This window comes from Acinetobacter sp. YH16056_T (genome assembly GCF_024605895.1).
GTDB lineage: Bacteria > Pseudomonadota > Gammaproteobacteria > Pseudomonadales > Moraxellaceae > Acinetobacter > Acinetobacter amyesii.
Window position 1 is genome coordinate 150,584 of the sequence record NZ_CP094545.1, and the last position, 22,940, is coordinate 173,523.

General features: G+C 40.6%; 18 protein-coding genes. 14 read left to right on the forward strand and 4 right to left on the reverse strand.

Annotated elements, in window-relative coordinates:
• Window positions 1-580 precede the first annotated feature (580 nt).
• Genes MST17_RS00695 through MST17_RS00730 form a run of 8 tightly spaced genes read left to right on the forward strand, consistent with a single transcriptional unit; the run spans window position 581 to window position 8,805 of the window.
• Window positions 581-2,062, forward strand: a complete 1,482-nt coding sequence (locus tag MST17_RS00695; RefSeq protein ID WP_180010798.1) for a carbohydrate porin — start codon at window positions 581-583, stop codon at window positions 2,060-2,062.
• A 33-nt stretch (window positions 2,063-2,095) separates the two neighbouring features.
• Window positions 2,096-3,151 carry an ABC transporter substrate-binding protein gene (locus tag MST17_RS00700; RefSeq protein ID WP_180022184.1) on the forward strand — a complete coding sequence of 352 codons (1,056 nt, stop codon included), beginning with the start codon at window positions 2,096-2,098 and terminating at the stop codon, window positions 3,149-3,151.
• A 9-nt stretch (window positions 3,152-3,160) separates the two neighbouring features.
• Window positions 3,161-4,414: an MFS transporter gene (locus tag MST17_RS00705; protein WP_180026154.1), complete on the forward strand. Its 1,254-nt coding sequence runs from the start codon at window positions 3,161-3,163 to the stop codon at window positions 4,412-4,414.
• The gene (locus MST17_RS00710) at window positions 4,411-5,259 is read left to right on the forward strand and encodes an ABC transporter permease (protein WP_180026153.1); all 849 of its coding nucleotides are present in this window, start codon (window positions 4,411-4,413) and stop codon (window positions 5,257-5,259) included. The genes MST17_RS00705 and MST17_RS00710 overlap by 4 nt, the downstream gene beginning before the upstream one ends.
• Window positions 5,256-6,050: an ABC transporter permease gene (locus MST17_RS00715; RefSeq protein WP_180003524.1), complete on the forward strand. Its 795-nt coding sequence runs from the start codon at window positions 5,256-5,258 to the stop codon at window positions 6,048-6,050. Before MST17_RS00710 ends, MST17_RS00715 begins: the two co-directional genes overlap by 4 nt.
• Window positions 6,051-6,062: 12 nt before the next feature.
• Entirely contained in the window at window positions 6,063-7,118 is a 1,056-nt protein-coding gene (locus tag MST17_RS00720) for an ABC transporter substrate-binding protein (RefSeq protein WP_257223990.1), read from the forward strand.
• A 2-nt stretch (window positions 7,119-7,120) separates the two neighbouring features.
• Window positions 7,121-7,954, forward strand: coding sequence for an ABC transporter ATP-binding protein (locus tag MST17_RS00725; RefSeq protein ID WP_078191496.1), 834 nt, complete (start codon window positions 7,121-7,123; stop codon window positions 7,952-7,954).
• Between the two features lie 20 nt (window positions 7,955-7,974).
• On the forward strand, window positions 7,975-8,805 hold the full coding sequence (locus tag MST17_RS00730; RefSeq protein WP_078194039.1) for an ABC transporter permease: 831 nt from the start codon (window positions 7,975-7,977) through the stop codon (window positions 8,803-8,805).
• 174 nt (window positions 8,806-8,979) lie between these two features.
• Here MST17_RS00730 and MST17_RS00735 read toward each other — a convergent pair whose 3' ends face one another.
• Window positions 8,980-10,074 (reverse strand): sigma-54-dependent Fis family transcriptional regulator, encoded by a 1,095-nt coding sequence (locus MST17_RS00735; protein ID WP_180026152.1) that lies wholly within the window; start codon window positions 10,072-10,074, stop codon window positions 8,980-8,982.
• Window positions 10,075-10,304: 230 nt separating this feature from the next.
• On the opposite strand from MST17_RS00735, the gene MST17_RS00740 reads away from it, so the two are divergent.
• Both MST17_RS00740 and MST17_RS00745 read left to right on the forward strand, forming a co-directional pair.
• Entirely contained in the window at window positions 10,305-10,520 is a 216-nt protein-coding gene (locus MST17_RS00740) for a molybdopterin-binding protein (RefSeq protein ID WP_067765474.1), read from the forward strand.
• Between the two features lie 45 nt (window positions 10,521-10,565).
• Window positions 10,566-11,390 carry an ABC transporter ATP-binding protein gene (locus MST17_RS00745; protein WP_180026151.1) on the forward strand — a complete coding sequence of 275 codons (825 nt, stop codon included), beginning with the start codon at window positions 10,566-10,568 and terminating at the stop codon, window positions 11,388-11,390.
• A gap of 163 nt (window positions 11,391-11,553) precedes the next feature.
• On the opposite strand, the gene MST17_RS00750 is transcribed toward MST17_RS00745, so the two are convergent.
• From MST17_RS00750 to MST17_RS00760, 3 genes are all read right to left on the reverse strand, one after another.
• A complete protein-coding gene (locus MST17_RS00750) occupies window positions 11,554-12,918 on the reverse strand; it encodes an LLM class flavin-dependent oxidoreductase (RefSeq protein WP_180026150.1) in 1,365 nt (454 codons plus the stop codon).
• Between the two features lie 254 nt (window positions 12,919-13,172).
• Complete coding sequence (locus tag MST17_RS00755; RefSeq protein ID WP_180026149.1) at window positions 13,173-14,540, reverse strand: MATE family efflux transporter; 1,368 nt, start codon at window positions 14,538-14,540, stop codon at window positions 13,173-13,175.
• 147 nt (window positions 14,541-14,687) lie between these two features.
• Window positions 14,688-15,842: a methionine aminotransferase gene (locus MST17_RS00760; protein ID WP_180026148.1), complete on the reverse strand. Its 1,155-nt coding sequence runs from the start codon at window positions 15,840-15,842 to the stop codon at window positions 14,688-14,690.
• Window positions 15,843-16,072: 230 nt separating this feature from the next.
• Here MST17_RS00760 and MST17_RS00765 point away from each other — a divergent pair, with 230 nt between their 5' ends.
• The 4 genes from MST17_RS00765 to MST17_RS00780 are packed head-to-tail and all read left to right on the forward strand — an operon-like array spanning window position 16,073 to window position 22,926.
• Entirely contained in the window at window positions 16,073-19,435 is a 3,363-nt protein-coding gene (locus tag MST17_RS00765) for a type VI secretion system Vgr family protein (RefSeq protein ID WP_180026147.1), read from the forward strand.
• Window positions 19,436-19,445: 10 nt separating this feature from the next.
• On the forward strand, window positions 19,446-19,958 hold the full coding sequence (locus MST17_RS00770) for a hypothetical protein (protein WP_180026146.1): 513 nt from the start codon (window positions 19,446-19,448) through the stop codon (window positions 19,956-19,958).
• 5 nt (window positions 19,959-19,963) lie between these two features.
• Window positions 19,964-22,393 carry a hypothetical protein gene (locus MST17_RS00775; protein ID WP_180026145.1) on the forward strand — a complete coding sequence of 810 codons (2,430 nt, stop codon included), beginning with the start codon at window positions 19,964-19,966 and terminating at the stop codon, window positions 22,391-22,393.
• The gene (locus MST17_RS00780) at window positions 22,393-22,926 is read left to right on the forward strand and encodes a hypothetical protein (RefSeq protein WP_180026144.1); all 534 of its coding nucleotides are present in this window, start codon (window positions 22,393-22,395) and stop codon (window positions 22,924-22,926) included. The genes MST17_RS00775 and MST17_RS00780 overlap by 1 nt, the downstream gene beginning before the upstream one ends.
• Window positions 22,927-22,940 lie beyond the last annotated feature (14 nt).

A 22,940-nucleotide genomic window follows, 5' to 3' on the forward strand; every position in this document is an offset into this window, starting at 1 on the left:
CTAATCCCGTTATTCAATCCCTAGATGTAAGACTCCATCGAATAGATTTAAAAATCATTTTAAAAATCCGAAATTACTTTTACAGGCGTAACATCAGTTATTAAAAGCCCAAAGCGTATTTCTTATTTCATAAAATGAGATATAAAAATGGAAATAACTGATGATTTGAAATAAGCAACTGTTGAATAACCAACAGTTTTTTGGCGTTAAAACCAACAGAATTTATCAGATTTAAATAATAAAACTTTAAAAAATAAATACTTAAAATGTTGGCACAGTTGTTGCCATATTAGAGTGAACAAAACTCACCACTGTATGGAACATTTATGAGTACTTTTACGCATCGATATCTTTCTGCTTTTCGTGTCCTACAACAGGCATGTTGTTGTGCTATGACACTCGCGATGATGCGCGCTTAAATTCTAAAAGCTGTCTTCGAGTTTCGGTCGTGCATAAGTTGAATAAAACCTACGACCACTCAGATTAATTTTTAAAAACCCACGCAGTACATTCACTTCATGCACCTTGCATGGGGTTGGGGGATTTTGCGCTTTGGGAAAAATATTAGTGAAACCAAATCATGAAAAAAACCACATTAACCGTTGCGGTCGGACTGATTTTATCCGCAACCAGTCAGCTGAGTTTTGCTTCGGATGAAGCACTTCAGCAAGAACTGAGCAGCTTAAAACAACAAATTGAGAGTTTGCAAAAACGCTTAAATGCAGTGGAATCTGGTACGACGAAAAGCCAAGTCGTCGAAACGGCCACTGTGACGACAGAAGATACGAGCAACGCCGCTGATGTTGAAGGTGAAACGCAGGTTGCAGAAGTGACCACAGCAACATCCGAAGATATCGACGGCTTACGTGCAGATATTGAAAACTATAAGTACGATCAGTCACGTCAATATGAACGTCAAACCACCAAATCGACCCGTGACACAACCCTGTATGGCACGGTTCAACTACGTGCCAGTGCGCTCGATGAAACGGGTGTGTTGGGTTCAACCAAATCGACATTTGATATTGGGACTGCGCTGATCGGTGTACGCGGGAATTTATTCCGTGATTATAACGAAGGCAAAAACCTCGACTATCAATTGTCCTTTGGTTATGGCAAACGCAATGATGGCACCAATAACAGTAACTTTAATTTACTAGATGCCTTTGTTCGCTATAACGCTTTTGCCACCAATGCGGGCCCTGAAACTGCCAAACTCAACTTTACGCTCGGTCAGCAGTTATTGCCCTTTGGTCTAGATGTGCAGTCTCCTGAAGATTTGCGTCCGACCATTAATACCGCTGCAGCTTCGACCTTTCTAGGACTGTTTAACCGTCAAAATGGATTTATCGTCCGTGGAGATGCCAAACCTTTTGTCGACTTTGCATCGAACTACCGTGCGCCGCTATTTGAGTATGCCTTAGGGTTGACCAATGGGAACGCCAGTAATAAGGCAGATGACAACAATGGCAAAGATTATATCGGTCGTGTGGCTTTTACCTTGCCAGTGGACTACGCCAGCATTTTCCGTGAGTTGAAGTTTGGGGCCTCTTATATCAAAGGCGAATCGAAAATTTCAGCCGGCGGAATCACTGATAATGCTGCGAAACGTGATCGTTTGGGTTTCGATATTTATTATAACCACGCACCATTTGGTGTGACCTATGAATATCTGCAAGGCAAGACCGATTATGTCGACACCGTAGCCCAAGACATCAAAGAAGCCAAAGCGGAAGGACATACTTTTACCGCTTTCTACACCTTGGGTGATCAGTTCTACAACAGTATTAAATCCAACGCCAAATTTGATGATTTCTGGCCGAAGTCAGTCCAAGGTTATTACCGTTTTGACCGCTATAACCCGAATAAAAACAACGCAAGCTATCTCGATACCGCGAGCGGTCGTATTGGTGAATATGACATTCACTCTTTGGGTTTAAACCTATTTTTTGCGCAAACCACAAAATTCCAATTACAGCTGAATCACTATCTGTTTGATGTCGAAACGGCAAATCAAAAAGACACCAATGAGCTGCAAGCTCAGGTTCAGTACACCTTTTAATTCAAATATTTAAACCATTAAGGAACATTTAAAATGAAAATTATCTCTAAAAAAATCGCAGCCACATTCTTGGCACTTTCAGCACTTGGTTTAAGCGTTCAATTGCATGCTGCCAATCCCAAAGAAATTCGCATTTCAGTATCAGCTGCGGGTGAGGGGGGTAAACCCAAAGTGGGCGGTAGTTTTGTAGCTACAGCACATTTACGAGGTGTGCTCGAACAAGAATTTAAAAAAGATGGCATTAAGGTGAATTGGCTGTTTTTCCCAGGAGCAGGCCCTGCAACCAACGAAGCTTTAGCCAATGGCAAAGTGGACTTTGCATTGCATGGCGATTTGCCCTCATTGGTTGGACGTTCAACGGGATTAAAAACCAAAGTCTTGTTTTCAACAGGGCGTTTTGGTCCTACCTATGTGGTGGTGCCTGCCGGATCAAATGCTAAATCCTTTGCAGATCTAAAAGGCAAAAAATTCTCCGTCTTTAAAGGCACCAATGGTCAGATCGTCTTTAACCGTGTATTAGCAAAATACAATTTAACTGAGCGCGATTTACGAGTGATTTCGCAAGATGCCTATTCGGCGCGTACTGCGTTAGCGACAGGTGATATTGATGCCACGATTACTTCACCGTTTAGTTTGCAAGCGCGTGGTGTGGCGAAAACATTACTAGAAATTAAAGATCCGAAAGTTGCACCGATTGCGCACTTTTGGGTGACAGAAAGTTTTGAAAAACAATATCCAGAGGTGGTGCAACGTGTCGTGACGACACTGATTAAACAAGCGCAGTGGAGTTCTCAAGAAGCCAACCGTAGTGCGCAATATAAACTCTGGGCTCAAAGTGGCATTCCATTGGTGGATTATCAAAAAACATGGGATGGTTGGAATTTAAAAGACCGCACTACACCGCTACTAGACGAGTTTCATCGTTCACAAATTGATAGTGCTTTAAAAATTGCCAAAGACGCACGCTTAATCCGTCGTGATGTGGATACCAAAACGTGGTATGAACCGAAGTATCTAAATAATGCCTTGAAAGAGCTGAAGTTAGAGGGTTACTGGCGCCAATTTAATGCTCAAGGTCAACCGAAGTAAGTCACAGCCATGAGTCGTCCGATTGAAAGCAATGTAATTGCCAGTCCATTAACCACCAAATTTATGAGCAGTTTTGTGCTGCTCACGATTTTGGCTGGACTGGGTGTAGGTGTCGCACGAGTTTTAATTTCCTTGTATGCCGTGCATTTAGAAGCCACCGAATTGCAATTGGGGCTAATTTCTGCAGCGCAAAATATTGGCATTTTGATCATGGCATTGCCGATTGGCGTGTTGGTACAGCGCTTTGGGTCTTTGAAAATATTCTGCATCGGCAGTGTGTTGGGCGCTTTGGTCTATAGCTTAACGCCACTCAAAGCTGGTGCATGGTACCTCTTTGCGGTGACAGCCTTGGTGAGTTTTGTCTTACCCATGCGTTTTGTTTCGATCAATACCGTTTTCCTGAGCAATTTAAAGCGTTTAGGTCCAGCCCGTGCGGGTTGGTTTCGCGGTTCGCACATGATGGGATATTTCCTGATTGCGCCTGCATTGAGCGTATTGTTGATCGAGCATTTCGGCTATGGCGGAAGTTTTTATGTGGTGTCTTTGCTTTTTTTAGGCACCTTGCTGTTGGCTCCGTGGTGCTTTCAACGTAGTACTCCGCAAGCGACGAATCGCCCGCATTTTCAATGGCGAGATATTGTGGCGCCTTTGGCACTCATCAAAACCCATGCCTCGCTGCGGATTGTTTGCATATTGGAATTTTTGAGCAGCGTGGCAAATAACTACTTTGGCTTTTTCATTGTGGTGATTGCTATCCAAAGTTTTGCACTTTCAGAGCCAATGGCAGTGATGCTGCTGACCGTACAAGGCATTGTCTTTGTGGGATCGCTATTTAGCATGGGCGGTTTGGCTGAGCTGATGGGTTATCAAAAGTTTTATTTGATTGGCCTAAGCCTGATGGCAACGGCATTACTGATTTTAGCCTTAACCAAAATCACGCTGTTGATGTGGCCTGCTTCGGTCATGTTTGGACTTGGACTCGGTATGTTGCATATCGCCAATTTTATGTCTTTCGCCCGAGTGGGTGAGCAAACCGCGATGGCTAAGATTTCTCCAATTTTAGCCCTCGTCGGACCTTCGGGTGGACTGTTGGGTGGCTTGATAGGCGCCGTATTTGGCGCACAGGTTGGACTACAAAATTTATTTTTACCGATCGGGCTGGTGTTTATTGGTCTGATTATTTTGATCAGCAAAGATCAGGAATTTATTCAATTTTTAAAACCTGATGTCTCAGAACAGAGCGTAAAAGGACAAGAATTATGAGCCTTACGGATGTATCTGCACATTCGGTTCCCTTGCAAAGTGACCGAAGTGCGTTGGATTTTTTTAAGACCTATTTAAAACTAACTTTGCAAGTGGCGTGTGGACTCCTGATGCCAGTTTTATTGTTCGGTTTGTGGTATGTGGCAACACTCAAACATTGGTTGCCAGAGCAAATTTTACCTGCACCGAGTTTGGTGTGGCAAAGCACAGTTGAATTATGGCAAAGCGGTGAATTGAGTTTTCATTTTGCCATCAGTGCCAAACGTATTTTATGGAGTGTCTTACTTGGTGCCAGTGTCGGGATTTTGCTTGGTACTGTGTTGGGATTGGCCAAACGTAGTCGGGACTTTATTTTTCCGACGGTGAATCTTGTTGCGCAATTTCCCATAGTTGGCTGGATTCCATTATTGATGATTTTCTTAGGCATCGATGAGGCTTTGAAGATTGCCGCTATTTCATTGGCTGTGTTACCGCCGCTGTTGATTGCAACCTATAAGGGCATTACTCATGTGCCGAATAGTTTGATGGAAGTGGCAGAGGTTTACCAATACAGCAATTGGCAGAAACTCAAAGAGGTGATTTTCCCAGCTGCACTACCTAGTGTGATCAGTGGTTTACGTCAAGGCATTATGCAGGCGTGGTTGGCATTGGTTTTTGTCGAGTTATTAGCAAGTAGTGAAGGGATTGGTTATCTCATGGTGTGGGGACGTCAGCTAATGCAGATGGACTTGATCTTCATGGCGATCATTCTGATTGGTATTACGGGCTATGTCTTAGATACCTTTCTGGCTTGGTTAGAAAAAACGGCACGCTTTCACGCAACCCGAGTAGGAGGGAACTCATGAGCATCCTTTCATTAAACGGGGCAGCGCGCCAAGTCTTAGTTAAAGCAGCAAAAGCACTCGTTCTACCTGTGGCATTTATCGCACTGTGGGCAGTAGCCTCACAGCAAAATTGGGTCGATCCAAAGTTGATTCCTAGTCCATGGCTCGTGCTGCAAAAAGCAGTAACCGTGCTCCAACAACCGAGCTTTTTGACAGGCTTCGGCGAAAGTTTGGCACGAAATTTTATTGGCTATGGCATAGGTGCGATAGCAGGTGTGTTGTTTGGGATCTTGATCGCGAGTTCACGCCTTTCGAATTGGTTATTTGCACCGAGCTTTCATGTATTGCGTCAAATTTCGCTGTTTGCATGGTTGCCACTAATTTCGACCTTTTTAGGTGAGGGACACGGCGCCAAAGTGCTGTTTATTACCTTATCTGTGTTTTATCCCGTGGCGCTACACACCTTTGAAGGTGTGAGCAGTATTTCGCATAAATATCGTGAAGTGGCCGAAGTCTACCAATTTCCAAAGACATACGCGTTTCGTAAATTGATATTACCCGGTGCTTCGGCGCAGATTTTTGTCGGTTTACAACTTGGGCTGATTTTCGCATGGCTTGCCACTATTGGCTCTGAATTTTTATTGGCGAACTATGGCAATGGTCTGGGCAATATCGTGATTCAAGGGCGTCAGGCTTTTGATGTCGAACTGATTATTTTTGGCATGTTGCTGATTGGTGCTGTGGGGGTGTTGCTCAATACGGTACTGACTTGGGTTGAACGTAAAGTTTTAGCTTGGCAGCAGGTTGGATAGGAGAACATAACAATGAAAAAAATGACAATCCATAACATTCCTCAACTCTGGCGTAGCCTATTTTTAGCTGCCTTGGTCGGTGGCACAGCCTTGGTTGGTTGCAGCACGCAGCAAGTGGATGAACCTCAGCAAATGGCTTTAAAAGAACTACGCTATCAAAGCTATCCGGGACTGGTGTCTTTGCCTGAGTTGGCACAAGACTTGGGCTATTTAGGCGACATTAAACTCAGTTATGTCGGCACAGTACAAGGTGGGCCACAAGATTTACTCACCTTGGTGGCAGGAGATGTTGATTTCGCTGGAGCCTTTAATGGCGCTGTGGTGAAAGTTATTGCCGCGGGTCTAGATGTGGTCCCAGTCGTCGCATCTTATGGCAGTGATGCTGAACAAAACGTGGGTTTTTATGTGCTAGAAAATAGTCCTATTCGTAGCCCACGAGATTTTATTGGCAAGAAAGTCGCAGTGAATGCCTATGGGGCGCATTATGATTTTGTGGTGAAAGATTATTTGGCTCGCCATGGATTAACCGATGATGAAATCCGTCAAGTTGAGCTGATTATGTTGCCACCAGTGAGCTCAGAACAAGCTCTACGGAATGGTCAAATTGATATTGCGGTGTTCTCAGGCATTTTGGAAAAACGGGCCTTAAAACATGGTGGTGTACGTAGCATCTTTAAAGATATTGATTTATACGGGCCCTTTACCGCAGGCAGTTTTTCGATGCGTGGAGAGTTTATTCAAGCGCATCCTGAGTTGGCTCGTACTTTTGTCAGTGGCGTGGCCAAAGCTCAGGAATGGCTACACAACACGCCGAAAGAGCAAATCATTGCCCGTATGGAAAGCATTATTGAAAAACGTCAACGCAATGAAAATACAGCACTTATTCCATATTACACAGGCACAGGTGTCCACGAAGTGGGTGGTGTGCAAAAAGATCAGGATTTTGCCCCATGGGTGAGTGCCTTAGAAAAAGAACACAAATTAAAACCAAATCAAATTGAGGTCAGTCGCATCTATAGCAATGAATTTAATCCCTATGCGAAAGACCAAAAATCAAAAGGAATATAACAATGACCAGTGCATTACATTTAGATCACGTGCGTAAGGTATTTCCTGCACAAAACCATGTCGGCAGTAAAAACTATAAGCCTGAATTTGTTGCCGTAGAAAATGTCACTTTGGATATTCAGCCGGGTGAATTTGTTTCAATCGTGGGGCCAAGTGGCTGTGGAAAATCTACATTATTAGACTTAATTGCGGGTTTAACCAAACCGTCTGCAGGGCAGATTTTACTGAGTGGCAAGCAGATTACTCAACCGGGTTTAGACCGTGGCATTGTGTTTCAGCAATATGCGCTCTATCCATGGTTAACCGCACTGGAAAATATCGAATTTGGTCTAGAAGCCAAAGGCGTAGCAAAAAAAGAACGCCGTGAAAAAGCCGAATACTATTTGCAGCTTGTGGGTCTCAGTGGCTTTGAAAAGCATTATCCGAATGAGCTTTCCGGCGGGATGAAACAGCGGGTTGCGATTGCCCGAAGTTTGGCTTATGAACCAGAAATTTTATTAATGGATGAGCCCTTTGCTGCCCTAGATGCGCAAACCCGAGAAACCTTACAAGCCGAGCTGATCAATATCTGGAAAAGCTCGAAAAAAACCATTGTTTTTATTACTCACAGTATTGATGAAGCAATTTATCTGAGTCAGCGCGTGGCGATTATGACCTCAAGACCGGGGCGAATTAAGGAAGTGATTGAAATTCCTCAAAGCCTGCGCAGCTCCAGTGAAGATGTCCGTTCATTGCCTGAATATGGCCGAATTCGCCATAAAATTTGGTCATTGCTCAGTGAAGAAGTGATTAAAGCGCAAGCCCTCGAAAAACATAAACAGCTTGCACATAACTAAAATATTCAGAGGATTTATTTATGTCATCGACTAAACAAGCCATCAGTTATACGCAATCGTATAACGACATTAAACCCAGACTACAATTCACTTGGTTAAACACGGTCTTTAAACGCACCATTGCCATTGTGGCTTTTTTCTTGCTGTGGGAGATTCTGCCGCGGAGTGGTGTGGTCAATCCGGCTTTTTTACCGCCGTTATCTGTAGTGTTGGAAACCACATGGCAGCTATATCAAAGCGGTCAATTAGGCATCCATTTCTTGGCCAGTATAAAGCGTTCAATTATTGGTTTCATTTTGGCCCTAGCGATCGCTATTCCTTTGGGTCTCATCATCGGTTGGTACAAGCTCGTGGCTGAAACCTTAAATCCATTGTTAGAACTGTTTCGAAATACCACAGCACTAGCATTAATGCCGCTGTTCATCTTATTTTTAGGCATTGGTGAAACCTCAAAAATCAGTCTGTTAGTGTATGCATGCACATGGCCGATTTTATTGAACACCATTACAGGCGTACAAACAGTCGATCCTTTACTGATTAAATCGGCACGAACCATGGGCCTAAAACCCTATCAATTGTTCCGAAAAGTGATTCTGCCTGCATCCGTACCCACGATTTTTGTCGGTATCCGTCTGGCAGGGGCGATTTCGATTTTGGCCTTAGTGGCAGTAGAAATGTTTGGTGCCAAAGCAGGTCTGGGATATCTGATTATTTATTCGCAATTTAGCTTTGAAATTCCACAAATGTTTGTGGGTATTTTAGTCATTACCCTCGTGGGTTTATCCTTCAACTATTTCTTGATTGGACTAGAAAAATACTTCACAGCGTGGAAACGCAACCCTGTGGAATAATCTAAATGCAATAGAAAAATAAATAAAAAACCTCGGGATATACCGAGGTTTTTTATTACTGATTTTTTATATTTTAAATAATGCAATGAATAAAGAATAATGTAGATGACTATTTATTTATCAGTTTTGTATGGATTATTATTTTAATGTGGAGAAAATAAAAATATGACTTATTTATAATAAGCCATATTTAATTAGGCGAGTGCGAATGACGTTGCGTGTCACTCCAAGCAAACGAGCCGTATGCACTTGATTGTATTGACAGTGCTGATACGCACTTCGGATAAATTTTTCTTCAATCAGCTCATTAATATTGTCATGCTTAAGTTGATTTGCGGCTTGAAAAATTTGTAAAAAGGTCTGCTCAAGTAACTGTCCAGCATCTTGAATATCTTTGATGTTGGCTACAGCAGAGGTGGCATTTTGTAAGTTAAAAGGTTCTGCACGCGAAAACGACGATGCACTTTGAATACTCGAAAAACTAATATCTTCTGGTTCAATCACACCTTTTTCACTGACTAAAATCGCATGTTGAATGGTATTTTCTAATTCGCGAATATTTCCCGGCCAGCTATGTAAATGGAGTTTCTTGAGCGCCAATGGGCTGAGGCGTAATGGTGTGTCATGTGGGTTGGTTTGATAGACCTGAATGAAGTGTTTAACCAAAGGCAAAATGTCACCACGACGCTCTGAGAGACGTGGAATGCGTAGCAACGCCACATGTAAGCGGTAGAATAAATCTTCCCTGAAACGCCCGTCCTGTACGGCATGCTCTAAATCGACATTGGTTGCGGCTATGATTCGGACATTAATTGGAATGGATTTGAGTGAGCCGACTCGAACGATCTCTCTTTCTTGTAAAACACGGAGTAATTTGACTTGCATAGGCAAGGACAGATCACCAATTTCATCTAAAAATAAGGTGCCATTATGGGCTGCTTCAAACCAACCGACACGGCTATTAATTGCCCCTGTAAAGGCTCCTTTTTCATGTCCAAATAATTCGCTTTCGACTAATGATTCGGTAAAGGCACCACAGTTCACTGCGATAAATGGACCTCTGGCACGATGGCTCAATTGGTGGATTTGGCGTGCAACCAATTCTTTACCTGTGCCTGTATCACCAATGATGAGTGCATTGGCCTCACTTGGTGCAATTTGTTCAATTCGAGACAACAACGCTTGCGATAACGGGTCTGCAAAGACCGTCGCTGTTGCCCGTTTATGTTTCAGTGCAGAGGGCACTGCAGGGTGGGTCAAAATAGACATATCGTTTCTTATAGTTGTTGAAAATGCAGATCATGATGAAAGATTTAAAAATAAAAGATAAATAATAATTCGATATTTAAATATCAGTTTCACCGATAAATTCATGCGTGGATTATTTATCTGATTTTAAGATAAATAAAATCGGGATAACTAAAGGATAAATCAAGATATAGCAAGTGATTGAACTGTTTTATAGTAAAGCTCTCTAAATAACAAAAGGCATAATTAAAATGGCGATTACTTCAGTAAATGTGCGAAACCAATTCAAAGGCGTGATTAATGAAATCGTAGAGGGTCCTGTGGTTTCAGAAATTGATGTGGAAACCAAAGCGGGCTTTTTTACGTCCGTAATCACGACGCGTTCGGTGAAGGATTTAGATTTAAAAGTAGGTTCAGAGGTGGTGGTGTTAATTAAATCGACGGAAGTGTCACTGGCTAAACTCTAAGGTTTAGTCCAGCAAAGTTTGTCAGCACAAATAGAGAATAATGATATGAGCGTAGAACAAGCTGGTTCGGTTTCTATTCAGCAGCTAACGAAACATTATCCCACACAAAAGCAAGAAGACTTAACCGTACTTAAGGACATTAACCTGAATATTCAGCCGGGTGAGTTCATTAGTATTGTGGGAAGTAGTGGCTGCGGAAAATCCACATTATTACGGTTGTTGGTTGGTCTAGAGCGTCAGTTTCAGGGCCAGATTTTGGTTGATGGTCAGCCTATACAGGGCACGAGTTTGGAACGTGGTATCGTGTTTCAAGATCATCGCCTGTTTCCATGGTTGACGGTACGGGAAAATGTACGGATTGCATTGCATAAAAGCCAGTTTAGCCGTGCAGAAGAAGATGTATTGATTGATGAACATTTAGAGTTGGTCAAATTAACCCAATTTAAAGATGCTTATCCTTCGCAGTTGTCTGGTGGGATGAATCAACGTGTAGCGATTGCCCGTAGTTTGGTGAATCGACCACAGATTTTACTGCTCGATGAACCCTTTGGCGCACTTGATGCGTTGACGCGTCAAAATTTACAGGATGAATTACAGCGAATATGGCAAAGTGAAAAAATCACCATGATTATTGTCACCCATGATGTCGAAGAAGCGGTATTTTTGGGTGATCGGGTAGTGGTCATGCAGCCACATCCGGGACGAATTAAACGTATTGTAGATATTCATTTAGCCCATCCGCGTAAACGCGAAGATGTCCGTCTGACCAATATTAAAAATGACATTTTGACTGACTTTAGTGATCCAGTAAAAGATCAGTTGCCTGAACCTTTATCTCACCGATTTGCCGATTATAAATTTGCATGGTAAGTCTGAATTGACCATCACCTAAACTTTTAAAAGCCCTGAATTCAGGGCTTTTTTAGGCTTATCAAATATAGGTCAGTATGATCATCGCTTAAGTTGGATTAATATCAGTCCATAAAAATGCCCCAGTTGGGGCATTTGTTTTTCAGTTTTATTAAACGTTGGTTTATGAGGCTTGGGAGGTATGTCTTTTTTCTAAAACATATTGGTTTTCAGGTCGTTTTAAACCTAAGTTTTCTCGTAAGGTCTTGCCTTCATAAGCCGTTCGGAATAGACCGCGACGTTGCAGTTCAGGAACGATGAGATCGACAAAGTCATTTAACCCCGCAGGTGTTGTTGGCGGTAGGACATTAAAACCATCGGCAGCGTCATTCTCAAACCATTCCTGCAGTTGGTCTACGACTTGTTCCGGCGTGCCGATCAAGGTCCAATGTCCACGGGCTGAAGCGATATATTGATAGAGCTGACGAATACTAAAATTGTGCTTCCGGGCAATATCAATCATCATCTGCTGACGACTGGAGAAATTAATGTCTGCATCTTCTATTTTCGGGAAAGGGGCATCTAGATCAAATTTGGCCAGATTAATGCCACCTGCCAAACCAGACAATAAACTTAAACCCACTTCTGGGTGAATTAAACTATTTAAAAAGTCATATTTTTCTTGGGCTTCTTGCGCAGTCTTGGCAACAAAAATCGAAACCCCCGGCATAATTTTGAGATCATCCGCATGGCGGCCATATTTCACTAAGCGGTTTTTGACATCACGATAAAAGGCTTGCGCATCTGCTAAGTTCTGCTGTGCAGTAAAGATCACTTCGGCATATTTACCGGCTAGTTCACGACCATCTTCAGATTGTCCTGCTTGAACAATCACCGGATAGCCTTGCGGTGGGCGAGAGACGTTGAGTGCACCCAGTATCTGATAGTATTGACCTTGATGATTGGGCTGATGCTGTTTGCGGGCATCAAAAAATTGCCCGGTTTCTTTGTTGTAATGGAAGGTATCATCCTCCCATGAGTCCCAAAGTTTTTGAGTCACCTCAATAAATTCATCGGCACGTTCGTAACGCTCTTTGGGTTCAGGGTGCTGCTGAATGTTAAAGTTTTTTGCGGCATAGGCAGAGGCTGTCGTTACTACATTCCACGCAGCACGACCTTTAGAAATATGATCTAAAGAAGCAAATTTACGCGCCAAAATATAAGGGTCTTCATAAGTCGTGGACGCCGTGGCAATAAAGCCAATATTTTGCGTCACAGCAGACAAGGCTGCAAACAATGTGACGGGTTCAAAGCCGACGCCTTTATCGCCCAAACCTTTTTCACCTTCGACAGCAGAACTCCAGCGGACAGACAGACCATCGGCAAGAAAGTAGGCATCGAATAGACCACGTTCTGCGGTTTTTGCCAGTTCAATTGCATAATCAATATTGAGATGATCTTGTGGGCGAGATTCAGGATGACGCCAACCCGCGACATGCTGTGAGGTAGTTGGAATAAAAGCCCCAAGCTTTATTTGACGTTTAGACATAAAAAATTTCTCATCCCAATTATTCTTAAAAGATAAAAGGGATAAGAACAAAATCTATGCCAAACCGTAATTGTTTGAAAATATGCAACTTTTAATTTTAATTGGTTCTAGGTGTAGATAAATCAACAGGATATAAAACCAAATGTTGAAAAATAAACAGCAGTTTAACGGCAAACTTTATGCATGGATGCGTACAAGATTTTCCATATTGAGATGCAAAGCTGCGGATTGGCATTGAACGCTATTAGCGAGCCTTATAGCAATACTTTGATGGCTTTTCGTCTCCATACCAGTTGGTAATACAGCCCTTGTAAAATACATAAGCTGACAAAGGCCAAGGCATAGGCATACCAAATGCCTTTTAAGCCCCACCATTCACTGAATAGGTAGGCACACGGCACTTCAATGCAAATAATCGCCATAATATTAATAATCATCGGCACGGTCACCGTTCCACTGGCCCGCATAATGGAAGCAAAAATCGCACTGGCACCAAAAAATAAAATCGACCAAAGCACAATGAACAGCAATTCTTGACCGAGAACCACAACTTCAGGATCTGTAATAAACAGCGCCATTAAATATTTAGAGAATAAATAGCCCAATGCCACCAAGATGCCAGTAATAATAAAATTCATCCCGATGGCCGTGCGTTTCACGCGATTAATTAATTCAGAATGACCTGAACCGATGGCTTGTGCTGCAAAAATAGAAGCCGCAATCGCGATGGACAAGGCCGGAAATTGGATATAGTTCAAAACCTGATTGACCGCGCCATAGGCAGCAGTGGCATCAGCCCCATGGCGGTTAACTAAACCGACAATCACGAGACCGGCCACAGAGGTCGTGACCATCTGAATGCCCGTTGGAATCCCCAGTCTTAAGATAATTTTGCTGAGATCATGTTGATGGCGAATATGACGAATCAACTCGAAGTCGAGTTTGAGTGGGTGATCTTTCTTTTTTAAATAGAAATATAAAAACACCAAAGCAATTAAAAAGCCGATATGACTGGCAATGGCAGGGGCAATAATGCCTAAACTTGGAAATCCAAATTTTCCGGCAATCAGCACGGGTGTAATGATCAGCCCTGAACCAATGGTCATACCCGATGCGATCAGCGGAGTGGTACTGTCACCGACACCACGCAAAATCGAGGTGTAAATAATATAAATAAAGAGCAGTGGGCTACCGGCAAGCATCCATTGCACATAAGGCAAAGATAAATGCATCACGTCAGGGGCTGTGCCTAATGCCAATAAAATGGGCTTGGCAAATATCACCCCTAAAAAGGCAATGATGCTGCCACCAATCAAGGTCATAAACAGCGTTGAACCCACGACGGTACGAACTTTTTCAAGATTCTGCGCGCCCCAAGCTTGACCCACCAACACGGTTGCACCTGCCGAGAGTCCAATCACAAAAGCCATTAAACAGAACAAAATTGGAAAAAATACCGCAACGGCTGCAATGGCATGCACCCCAAGCATCTGACCGACAAAAACGGTGTTAATGGTCCCAGATAAATTCTGCAAAATATTGGTGGCGATCAAAGGCACCAGAAACACTAAAAACGTTTTCCATAAATTTTGCTGAGTAACGAGGGACTGTTGTTTTGACATGCTCAGGTCCTAGACGCGGCTTTTTATGATTTTAAGTCACTGATAACACTATCATGTTTGCATTCAAAAAAGCCTTAGTTTTTGAGTAACCAAGGCTTCATTATTTCTACATGTCTGTTTTAAAAAAACGTTTGGGCAGATACTGCTTTAAACCGCGGAGAGAATCTCTGCAGCTCGATCTAAGGTGGCATCTTGTTTGGCAAAACAGAAACGTAATAATCGTAAATTTTCCGGCGGTTTTTGATAGAACACTGAGACAGGAATCGCCACGATTTTATGTTGCTCTGCCAACAACTGACACATTTCCACATCATTTAAATCTGGACGTATGGCACTGTAGTCAAGGTTTTGGAAATAAGTGCCTGCGGACGGAATCAACTCAAATCTAGAGTGGCTTAAGCCGGCATTGAAACGGTCACGTTTGGCTTGGTAAAAATCGCCCAACTCAGTAATGTGCTCCGGATGTTCTGCCATAAAGTTAGCCAATGCCATTTGTACGGGCGTAACACCGCAGAAATTGGCAAATTGATAGATTTGGCGAAACACTTGCATCAAGGCTGGCGCTGCAATGCAATAACCGGTTTTCCAACCTGTGACGTGAAAGGTTTTACCAAATGAGCCCACGACAAAACTGCGTTCACGCAGCTCAGGAAATGACAAAGCAGATAGATGCTGACGACCATCAAAAATTAAATGCTCATAGACCTCATCCGACAGCACTATAATATTTTTATCTTGAATCAGTTCGATTAAGTTGAGCCAGTCCTCACGCCCCCAAATAGCACCTGTTGGATTATGCGGTGTATTGACAATAATCATCCGGGTTTTATCGTTAATCGCAGCGGCAACACGATTCCAATCCACAGTAAAATGTGGCGTCTCTAAGGCAATGTGAATGGGATGAGCCCCAACCAATTTTACACTGGGCGCATAACTATCATAGCTCGGATCAAAAATAATCACTTCATCATCCGCATGAACCACGGCTTGAATGGCACTAAAAATACCAATGGTTGCACCCGGGGTAATGGTCACTTCGGTGTGAGGGTCAATATTTAATTGGTCTCGATGGGCAAACAGTTGGACCAATTGCTCACGTAAATGCATCAGTCCATCGCCGGGTGCATATTGGTTAAAACCCTGTTGCGTCGCATCACTTAGCGCATTTAACAGTGCTGGAGGTGCAGGAAAATCAGGAAAACCTTGAGATAAGTTCAGTGCATTTAGACGCTGCGCCATTGCACTCATAACGCTAAAAATAGTCACACCTTGGGCAGGCAGTTTGGATTCAATTGTGATCATGGAGCTTAAAATTTTTTATAGATTGCATTTTGAGTGTAGCAGCATCTCAGCGGCTGCGAAAAGTTAGCTCAGCAAAAATGATCCAGTATTGATGTTCCTATTCACTTGAATTCTAAAGTGATGTGAAAGCCAAAAAGAAGAATTCAACAAATTATTTGCAAAATAGGGTAGACGAAAAAATAAACATTTCCTAAAATGCCGTCATTAAAAAAATTCAATACATAATAACAATGCTTAAAAATATTCACGCCATGGTGGAAAACTTTGGCTTTAGCGTACAGAAACGTGCGCTACACATTCATTTCTCAAATGAACATCTAAATTCTGAAGTTTTTATTCAACGGATTGAAGGTCAACACCGTATTAATCAAGGCTTTCGTGCAGAAATTATTTGTCTCTCGACCAATGTTCATCTGGCTTTAAAGCAGTTTATAGGCGGCCGAGTGGCTGTCGATCAAGTGACAGATTTGGGACAACTCAGTCGCCTGACTGGTGTAATTACGGGGGCTAGCCAAGGTCAAAGTGATGGTGCACTGACCGTTTATAAACTGGTGATTGAGGATGCCACAGCGCTCTGGCATAAGCGTCGTAACAGCCGTGTCTTTATGAATAAATCGGTACGGGAGATGACCGAGATTATTTTTAGTGAATGGCAGAAAAAAAGTGCGCTGTTTGCTGCCAGTTTAAGTCTGAACTTAGAGGGGTTGGCACGTACTTATGATGTGCGTCCATTCACCATGCAGGCGAATGAAAGTGATTATGCATTTTTAACCCGCCTTTGGCGCAGTGAAGGGATCAATTGGTTAATTGATGAAGCAGAGTTATTTGTCGCATTTTCGGCTGCACCGATGCAAGCACAGCGGCTGCGTTTAATTGATACGAATCAGGCTTATAGTGCTTTAGAGCGGAAAAAAATTCGCTTTCATCGGAGTCATGCCACGGAACGTTTAGACACGATCACCAGTTTTGTGGCAGAACGTTTTTTACAATCGACCACGATTCAAACGCAGCGTTGGCAAGCTCAATATTTGGCACAAGACCAAAGTAATCCGCTCTTAAGCGCCCATGCACAGAGTGAGCAACAGCACAATGAAACCTTAAGTTTAGAGCAGGCGTGGACCGTAAGTTCGGCTTGGACAACTGACCTTAAAGGTGCAGATCAGGCGACCACTTCAAATACACAGCAATTGGATCAGTTGAATCGGCAACTCAATCAATATCAGGAATTACAAGCCAAATATTTTACCGCCAGCAGTAGCGTAAGGGATGCACAAGTTGGGTATTGGTTTGAATTAGAAAATCATCCTGAAATCGATCAACATCAAACGACAGATCGTGAATTTCTCATATTGGGCAAAGCATTTTATAACCAGAATAATTTACCCAAAGATATTTTGGTTCAATTAGAGAAGTTACTTGCCGCGAGCCGTTGGCTATCTTTAGGGGATGAACGGCAGGCCAATGACCTATATGTGGTCCGTCGGCAAATTTCCGTGGTGCCTGAATATGATCCTTTATTACACCGGCCACCTGCGTTTCCACAGCGGGCTAAAGTGGTCGGTCCAGAAGGTGAAAGTATTTATGTCGATGCTTGGGGGCGTATCAAAGTTCGGTTTACGTTCACCCGCAGTGACGACCACAGTCATGATGGTGGAGCAGGGAGTAATGATAATGACAGTGACTCGGCTTGGGTCGATGTACTGACTCCATGGGCGGGTGAAGGTTATGGGGCACGTTTCCATCCTCGTATTGGTGAGATCGTGGTCATCGACTTTTTTGAGGGTGATGTGGATCGTCCCTTTGTAGTAGGACGAATACATGAAGCTGAACGATCTCAGACCATGTTTGACCTCAAAGGTCAACTTCCTAAAACCAAAAAACTCAGTGGTATCCGCTCGCAAGAAGTTGCGGGAACAGGCTTTAACCAACTGCGCTTTGATGATACGACGGGTCAGATCAGTACCCAATTACAAAGTAGTCATGCAGCGACACAGCTGAATTTAGGTAATCTCAGCCATCCTAAAGAACAAGACAGTAGCCATGGCCGTGGAGAGGGGTTTGAGCTACGAACGGATGCTTGGGGGGCAATGCGTGCAGGTAAAGGTTTACTCATTAGTACCTATGCACAGGATAAAGCAGTTGCCGATCATCTTGCTGCTGCTGAAGCTCAATCTCTTTTAAATCAAGGGCATCAGAGCATGAATATGCTGAGCGGCGTAGCCGTAAAGCAGCAGACCGATGCATTAAATGTGATTAATCGTTTGCCGAAGTTAATAAACTCTTTAGAAATCAAAAGTACTGCCGAAGGTGTCAAAGCGACTTTAAATTTGTTCAAAGAGGATTTAAGTCGAGACCCATTGGCAGCGTTAAAAAACTGCAAAAGTTTTGTCAAAGAAATGGGCTCAATCGCACATGATGTCAAAAGTACAGTAAAAGAATTTAAAGCATTTTTTAATGATGCCGAAGATGCCTTTGATAACTTAAAGTCTGTCATAGATCATATTGAAGAAAATGGTAAGGATGTGATTCAAGGGCGGGTTGCAAGTCTGAAAAGTAACCTAAAAGAAGATCCATTAAAAGTATTAAAAGATGTGGGTAAATTGATCGAAGACATCAAATTTAACCCTGATGATTTGTTGAATAATGGTGGTTTTGGTTTGCCACCAGCGATGACACCCATAAAAGCATTAGAAAAAGTACAAGGCTTTATGGAAGGCTATGCGCAGGGTTTAGAAAAATCCAATACAGCGGCAAAACAAGAACAAGGCAAATTATTCCGCCAAGCGTTGATGTTGCTTGCATCACCTAATGGTATTGCACTCACTACACCGGAAGATATTGTTTTACAAGCATCGCAGGATATTGCAGAAAGTGCGCAAGGTTCGATTAATTTCAGTGCTCAAAAGAATATTGTCGGTCATGCACAAGACAAAATCAGTCTGTTTGCGGCTCAAAAGGGCCTGAGTGCTTATGCCGCAAAAGGGAAAGTTGAATTACAAGCCCAAGATGATGCTATTGAAGCAATTGCACGAAAGGTGATTAAGCTCATTTCAACAGAAGATAAAATTGAAATTACCAGTCCTAAAGAAATTGTGCTGACTGCAGGAGGTTCACAGCTGAAAATTAATGGCAGCGGAATATTTACCACGACAGGCGGCAAGTTTGAGAGTAAGGCGGGGCAGCATAGTTTTGTGGGAGGAGCGACTGTAAATGCACAATTGCCTAAGCTGCCTGAGAGTGGGGTTTTTAGTCGGAGATTTGATTTTAAAGATCTAATTTCTAAAGAATTATTGGAAGATGGATTTAAATATAAAGTTATAAATAAAAATAAAAATACGGAATTTATAGGCCTGCTTGACAAAGATGCACGTACTCAAAGAATCTTTAGTGATAATCCTGACAATGTAGAAATAAGACTGTTAGGAAAATCTGAGATTGATTCGGATAAATTATTTCTTATGGAGGAAGATGTTTCTCAGGATAATTTAGGTGAAGCATGCTGTGGCGGTCATGAAGATGATCATAATCACGATGCTGAGGAAATTGATGACGATAATAATTTAGAAGATGATTTTAAGAGTTTTGGAATTTAAGGGTGAGTTTATGAAAAAAATAAAAGAAATAATAGCTATAGTTGTATTTTTAAATAGCTCAACGTTATATGCGGAAAGTTCGAAAGACTGTATGAGTTATTGGAATCAGCCAATTAAAAAGATACAGGTGCTTGAGGAAGTTGAATGTGAACATATTTGGAATTTTGGTAGAGATAAAAGTAGCTTAAATCGCTTGCAAGTAATTAATGATTTGAATTTAAAAACAAATAAATCACAATGGTTATCAACAGGACAGTGTCAAAAAATATCATATAATAAAAAAATATATAATATTTATAATGCCGAATACAAAGAATATGGGCACAATGTTTGGTTAATTTATGATGAAAAAAATGCTTTTGCATATTTTAGAAAAATAAATAGTAAAGATCAGTCAGTAGTTTTAAGTTGCAATCAGGTTGGTAAGGATCAAGAATTAAAATTTATACTTAACAGCTATTTAAAAAATAATACATCTGTAAGTATGGAAAAATATAAAGCTAATGATTGGTACAAAGAGTAATAATAATGAAAAAAACAATCACTTTTAAGGATGGTACTACTAGAAATTTTGAAACTAATTTATCGGGTTTTATTGAAGCGGTTAGCTTTAAAGAATCCTCATCAGATTTATCTTTGTCATTAAATCATCCAATAAATCTATGGTGTGCAAAAAAAATTAATGATGCTGGATATTTGGGTTTATTTCAATGGGGGGAGTCTGCACTTTATGAGTTAGGATATTATTTAGGTGATAAAGGGATCTCTTATGAAGATATTAAAAAGGCAAAGAAAGGATCTGCTTTGCATGAAAATTGGAAGAATCAATTTGACTCTAATAATTGGTCAGGACATTGGTCAGGTAAAAAAAATATAAATTCGAAATTTGAATTTTTGAATAATCCTCAAATTCAATATGAAGTAATAAAAGAATGGATTAATTATTTATGTAAACAGATTAGAAATAATAATTTAAATGAGCATTTTGGTCGGGTGATTCAAGGTGTAGAGATTAATGAGTCTGGCGTTATCGCTGGCATGCATTTGGTTGGTATAGGAGGTTTGGGGGCTTTTCTAGGTGTTTCAAAATTTTCTAGTCATAAACAAACAGATGGTAATGGAACACATATTAAAAAATATATTCAAGACTTTGGTGGATTTGATTTAGAGCAGTGTTGTAATCGAAAAATATATATAAATCTAAAAGATAAAAATGAAAAGGCATTAATAAATAAAGAAGTTACAGTTGTTTCAATATATTCAGGAAAATCCTTTTCTGCAGAGACGAAGGTTCGGGTTAAAAGTGATGAAAATGGCAGTCTCCCTGTCATTGTTAGACACCCATCAACTGAGATTAAAATTGTAGCTGATGGTAAAGAATCTAATCCTATTATTCAAAAAGCTGATCAAAAACAAATTGCAACCTTAAAAGATTTTGATGTTTCAATATTTCAAGCGAATTTAGAAAAAAATAATACGCCTCAATCAAAGCCTCAGTCTAATAAAACACCTCAAGAAGTAAGAAATGAACAGAATACATCTGAAGAAAAAAAAGAAGTAGTTACTGGTAATATAAAAGATGTGAGTTTTAATATTCAAATTATAGAAGAGGATACAAAGAAAGCTATTTCTAATATGGGTTTTTACTTAACTTATAAAGGGAATATAAAAAAGCATACAGCAGATTCATCAGGGACTAAAAAAGGTGTAGTGGCTGAAGTAGGCGAAGATATCGAGGTTTCAGTATCTGGAGCTGGACAACGTCAAAAGATACATCATTTTAAAGTTGAACAGTCTTTATCTAATCAGACTGTTAAAATTAAATTACCTGTATGTTTTTTTAAAATTAATGTTAAAGAAAATAATGAAAATGTAACAAATACTCTAGTAAGTATTTTTTATAGAAATAAGCAAATTGCGAAAAGAACAGATAGTAATGGAGATATTAGTGTTAAAATGCTATTGGGTTTTGTTTTTGGCTTTGGAATAAAAAATAAAGAGCTGGAGAAGCTCCGTGTTCTGAAAGGAATACCAATTAGGCATTTTAAAGTTAATGAGGGATTTGTAAAAGCTTCAAAGCTATATGAAATTGCCGATCAAAAGCGTAAGGAAGCAGATGAACTCAAGAAAAAATCTGACCAAATGCAGCGAAAAAAGCAACTAGAAGCTCAGGAAAAAGAAGCAAAAGAACAGGCAGAAAGAGCAAAATCAGAGGCTGAAAAAAATCAGCCTATTCAAGATAATACATACACGGAAAATGGCGGTGAGCCACTAACAACTGTTAGTAATCAATCTCCACCTACAAGTGATACAACACGTTATCATATTTACCATGATGGTAAGATTAAGCGTGAAAATAAGGCTGCTACTGGTTATGCAGAATTTATTTACTATGATTCGGTGGGAAGATTTTATAATTTAGGTAAGTCTCAATTTGTAGTAGCTGATAAATGGCAATCAAAAGGTGTTAAGGCAGGTGGTAATACATATTTGATTGATCAACGTAAACATAAATATTACAAAAGTGGATCTTTAGGTTATAAGTGGAATATTATTAGTGGTGATGGTCGGTATTATTTATCAGGATTATCAATGTCTGCAGTTCTTGGTGCTATGTGTAATTTGGGTTATGCCGAATATATTGGATCTGGATTTAGTTGTAGGGATGGTTCCCCAGGTGAAAGTGTAAGTCATTTGAATGGTATAAATGGTGATTTTAGATATATAGCTATTAATAATAGACATATGACAGAAGTAACATATACTTCTCATGATCATTTTGATTGGAATAAAAATGTCGCTTTTGTTGAAGAGTTATTTAAATTTGGCTATAAATTGTTTGGCTCACATCCAGTGAAAATTAAAAAAAATGCATTATTGCCTCATTCGCAGTCATGGAAGGATCATAATCATCATATTCATCTACATGACTTTTCTCCAAAAGTGGAAGATTTATAATGAAAAAGAAATCAGTTTTTACTATTAGTTTTTTAATATACTTTTTATTAATAGCATGCACAGAACAATCAAAGAGTGAAGTTGAAGTTATACGAAATGATAATGTAAATGCTATATTTACAGAAAATGGTTTTGGTGGAGTTGAAGTAAATCAAAGAATTAACGATGAATTTATTGAAATTGAAAATAGTAGAGTAGATAATTGTTTTTTTGCTAAAAATAGAAAAATAAAATCCGATGTGGATTTTCAAGTTCTTAATAATAAAATTTCTGTAATTTCTTCAAATCAACTCGGAGTTTCTACGAATCTAGGAATTAAAGTAGGGGATGAAGAAAGTAAAATTTATGAAAAATATAAGAATTCAGTGATTGATAAAAAAATAAATCCATATGGTGAATCTCAAAATGATTATTCAATTATTATTTGGAATCATGATAAAACAAAGGGTACACGGTATGATATCGAAAGCAAAAAAATTATAGGTATAAAAGTAGGTGATACTAACCTAACTTTAATGGAAGGTTGTGCTTAAGCATTTTTAAAAAA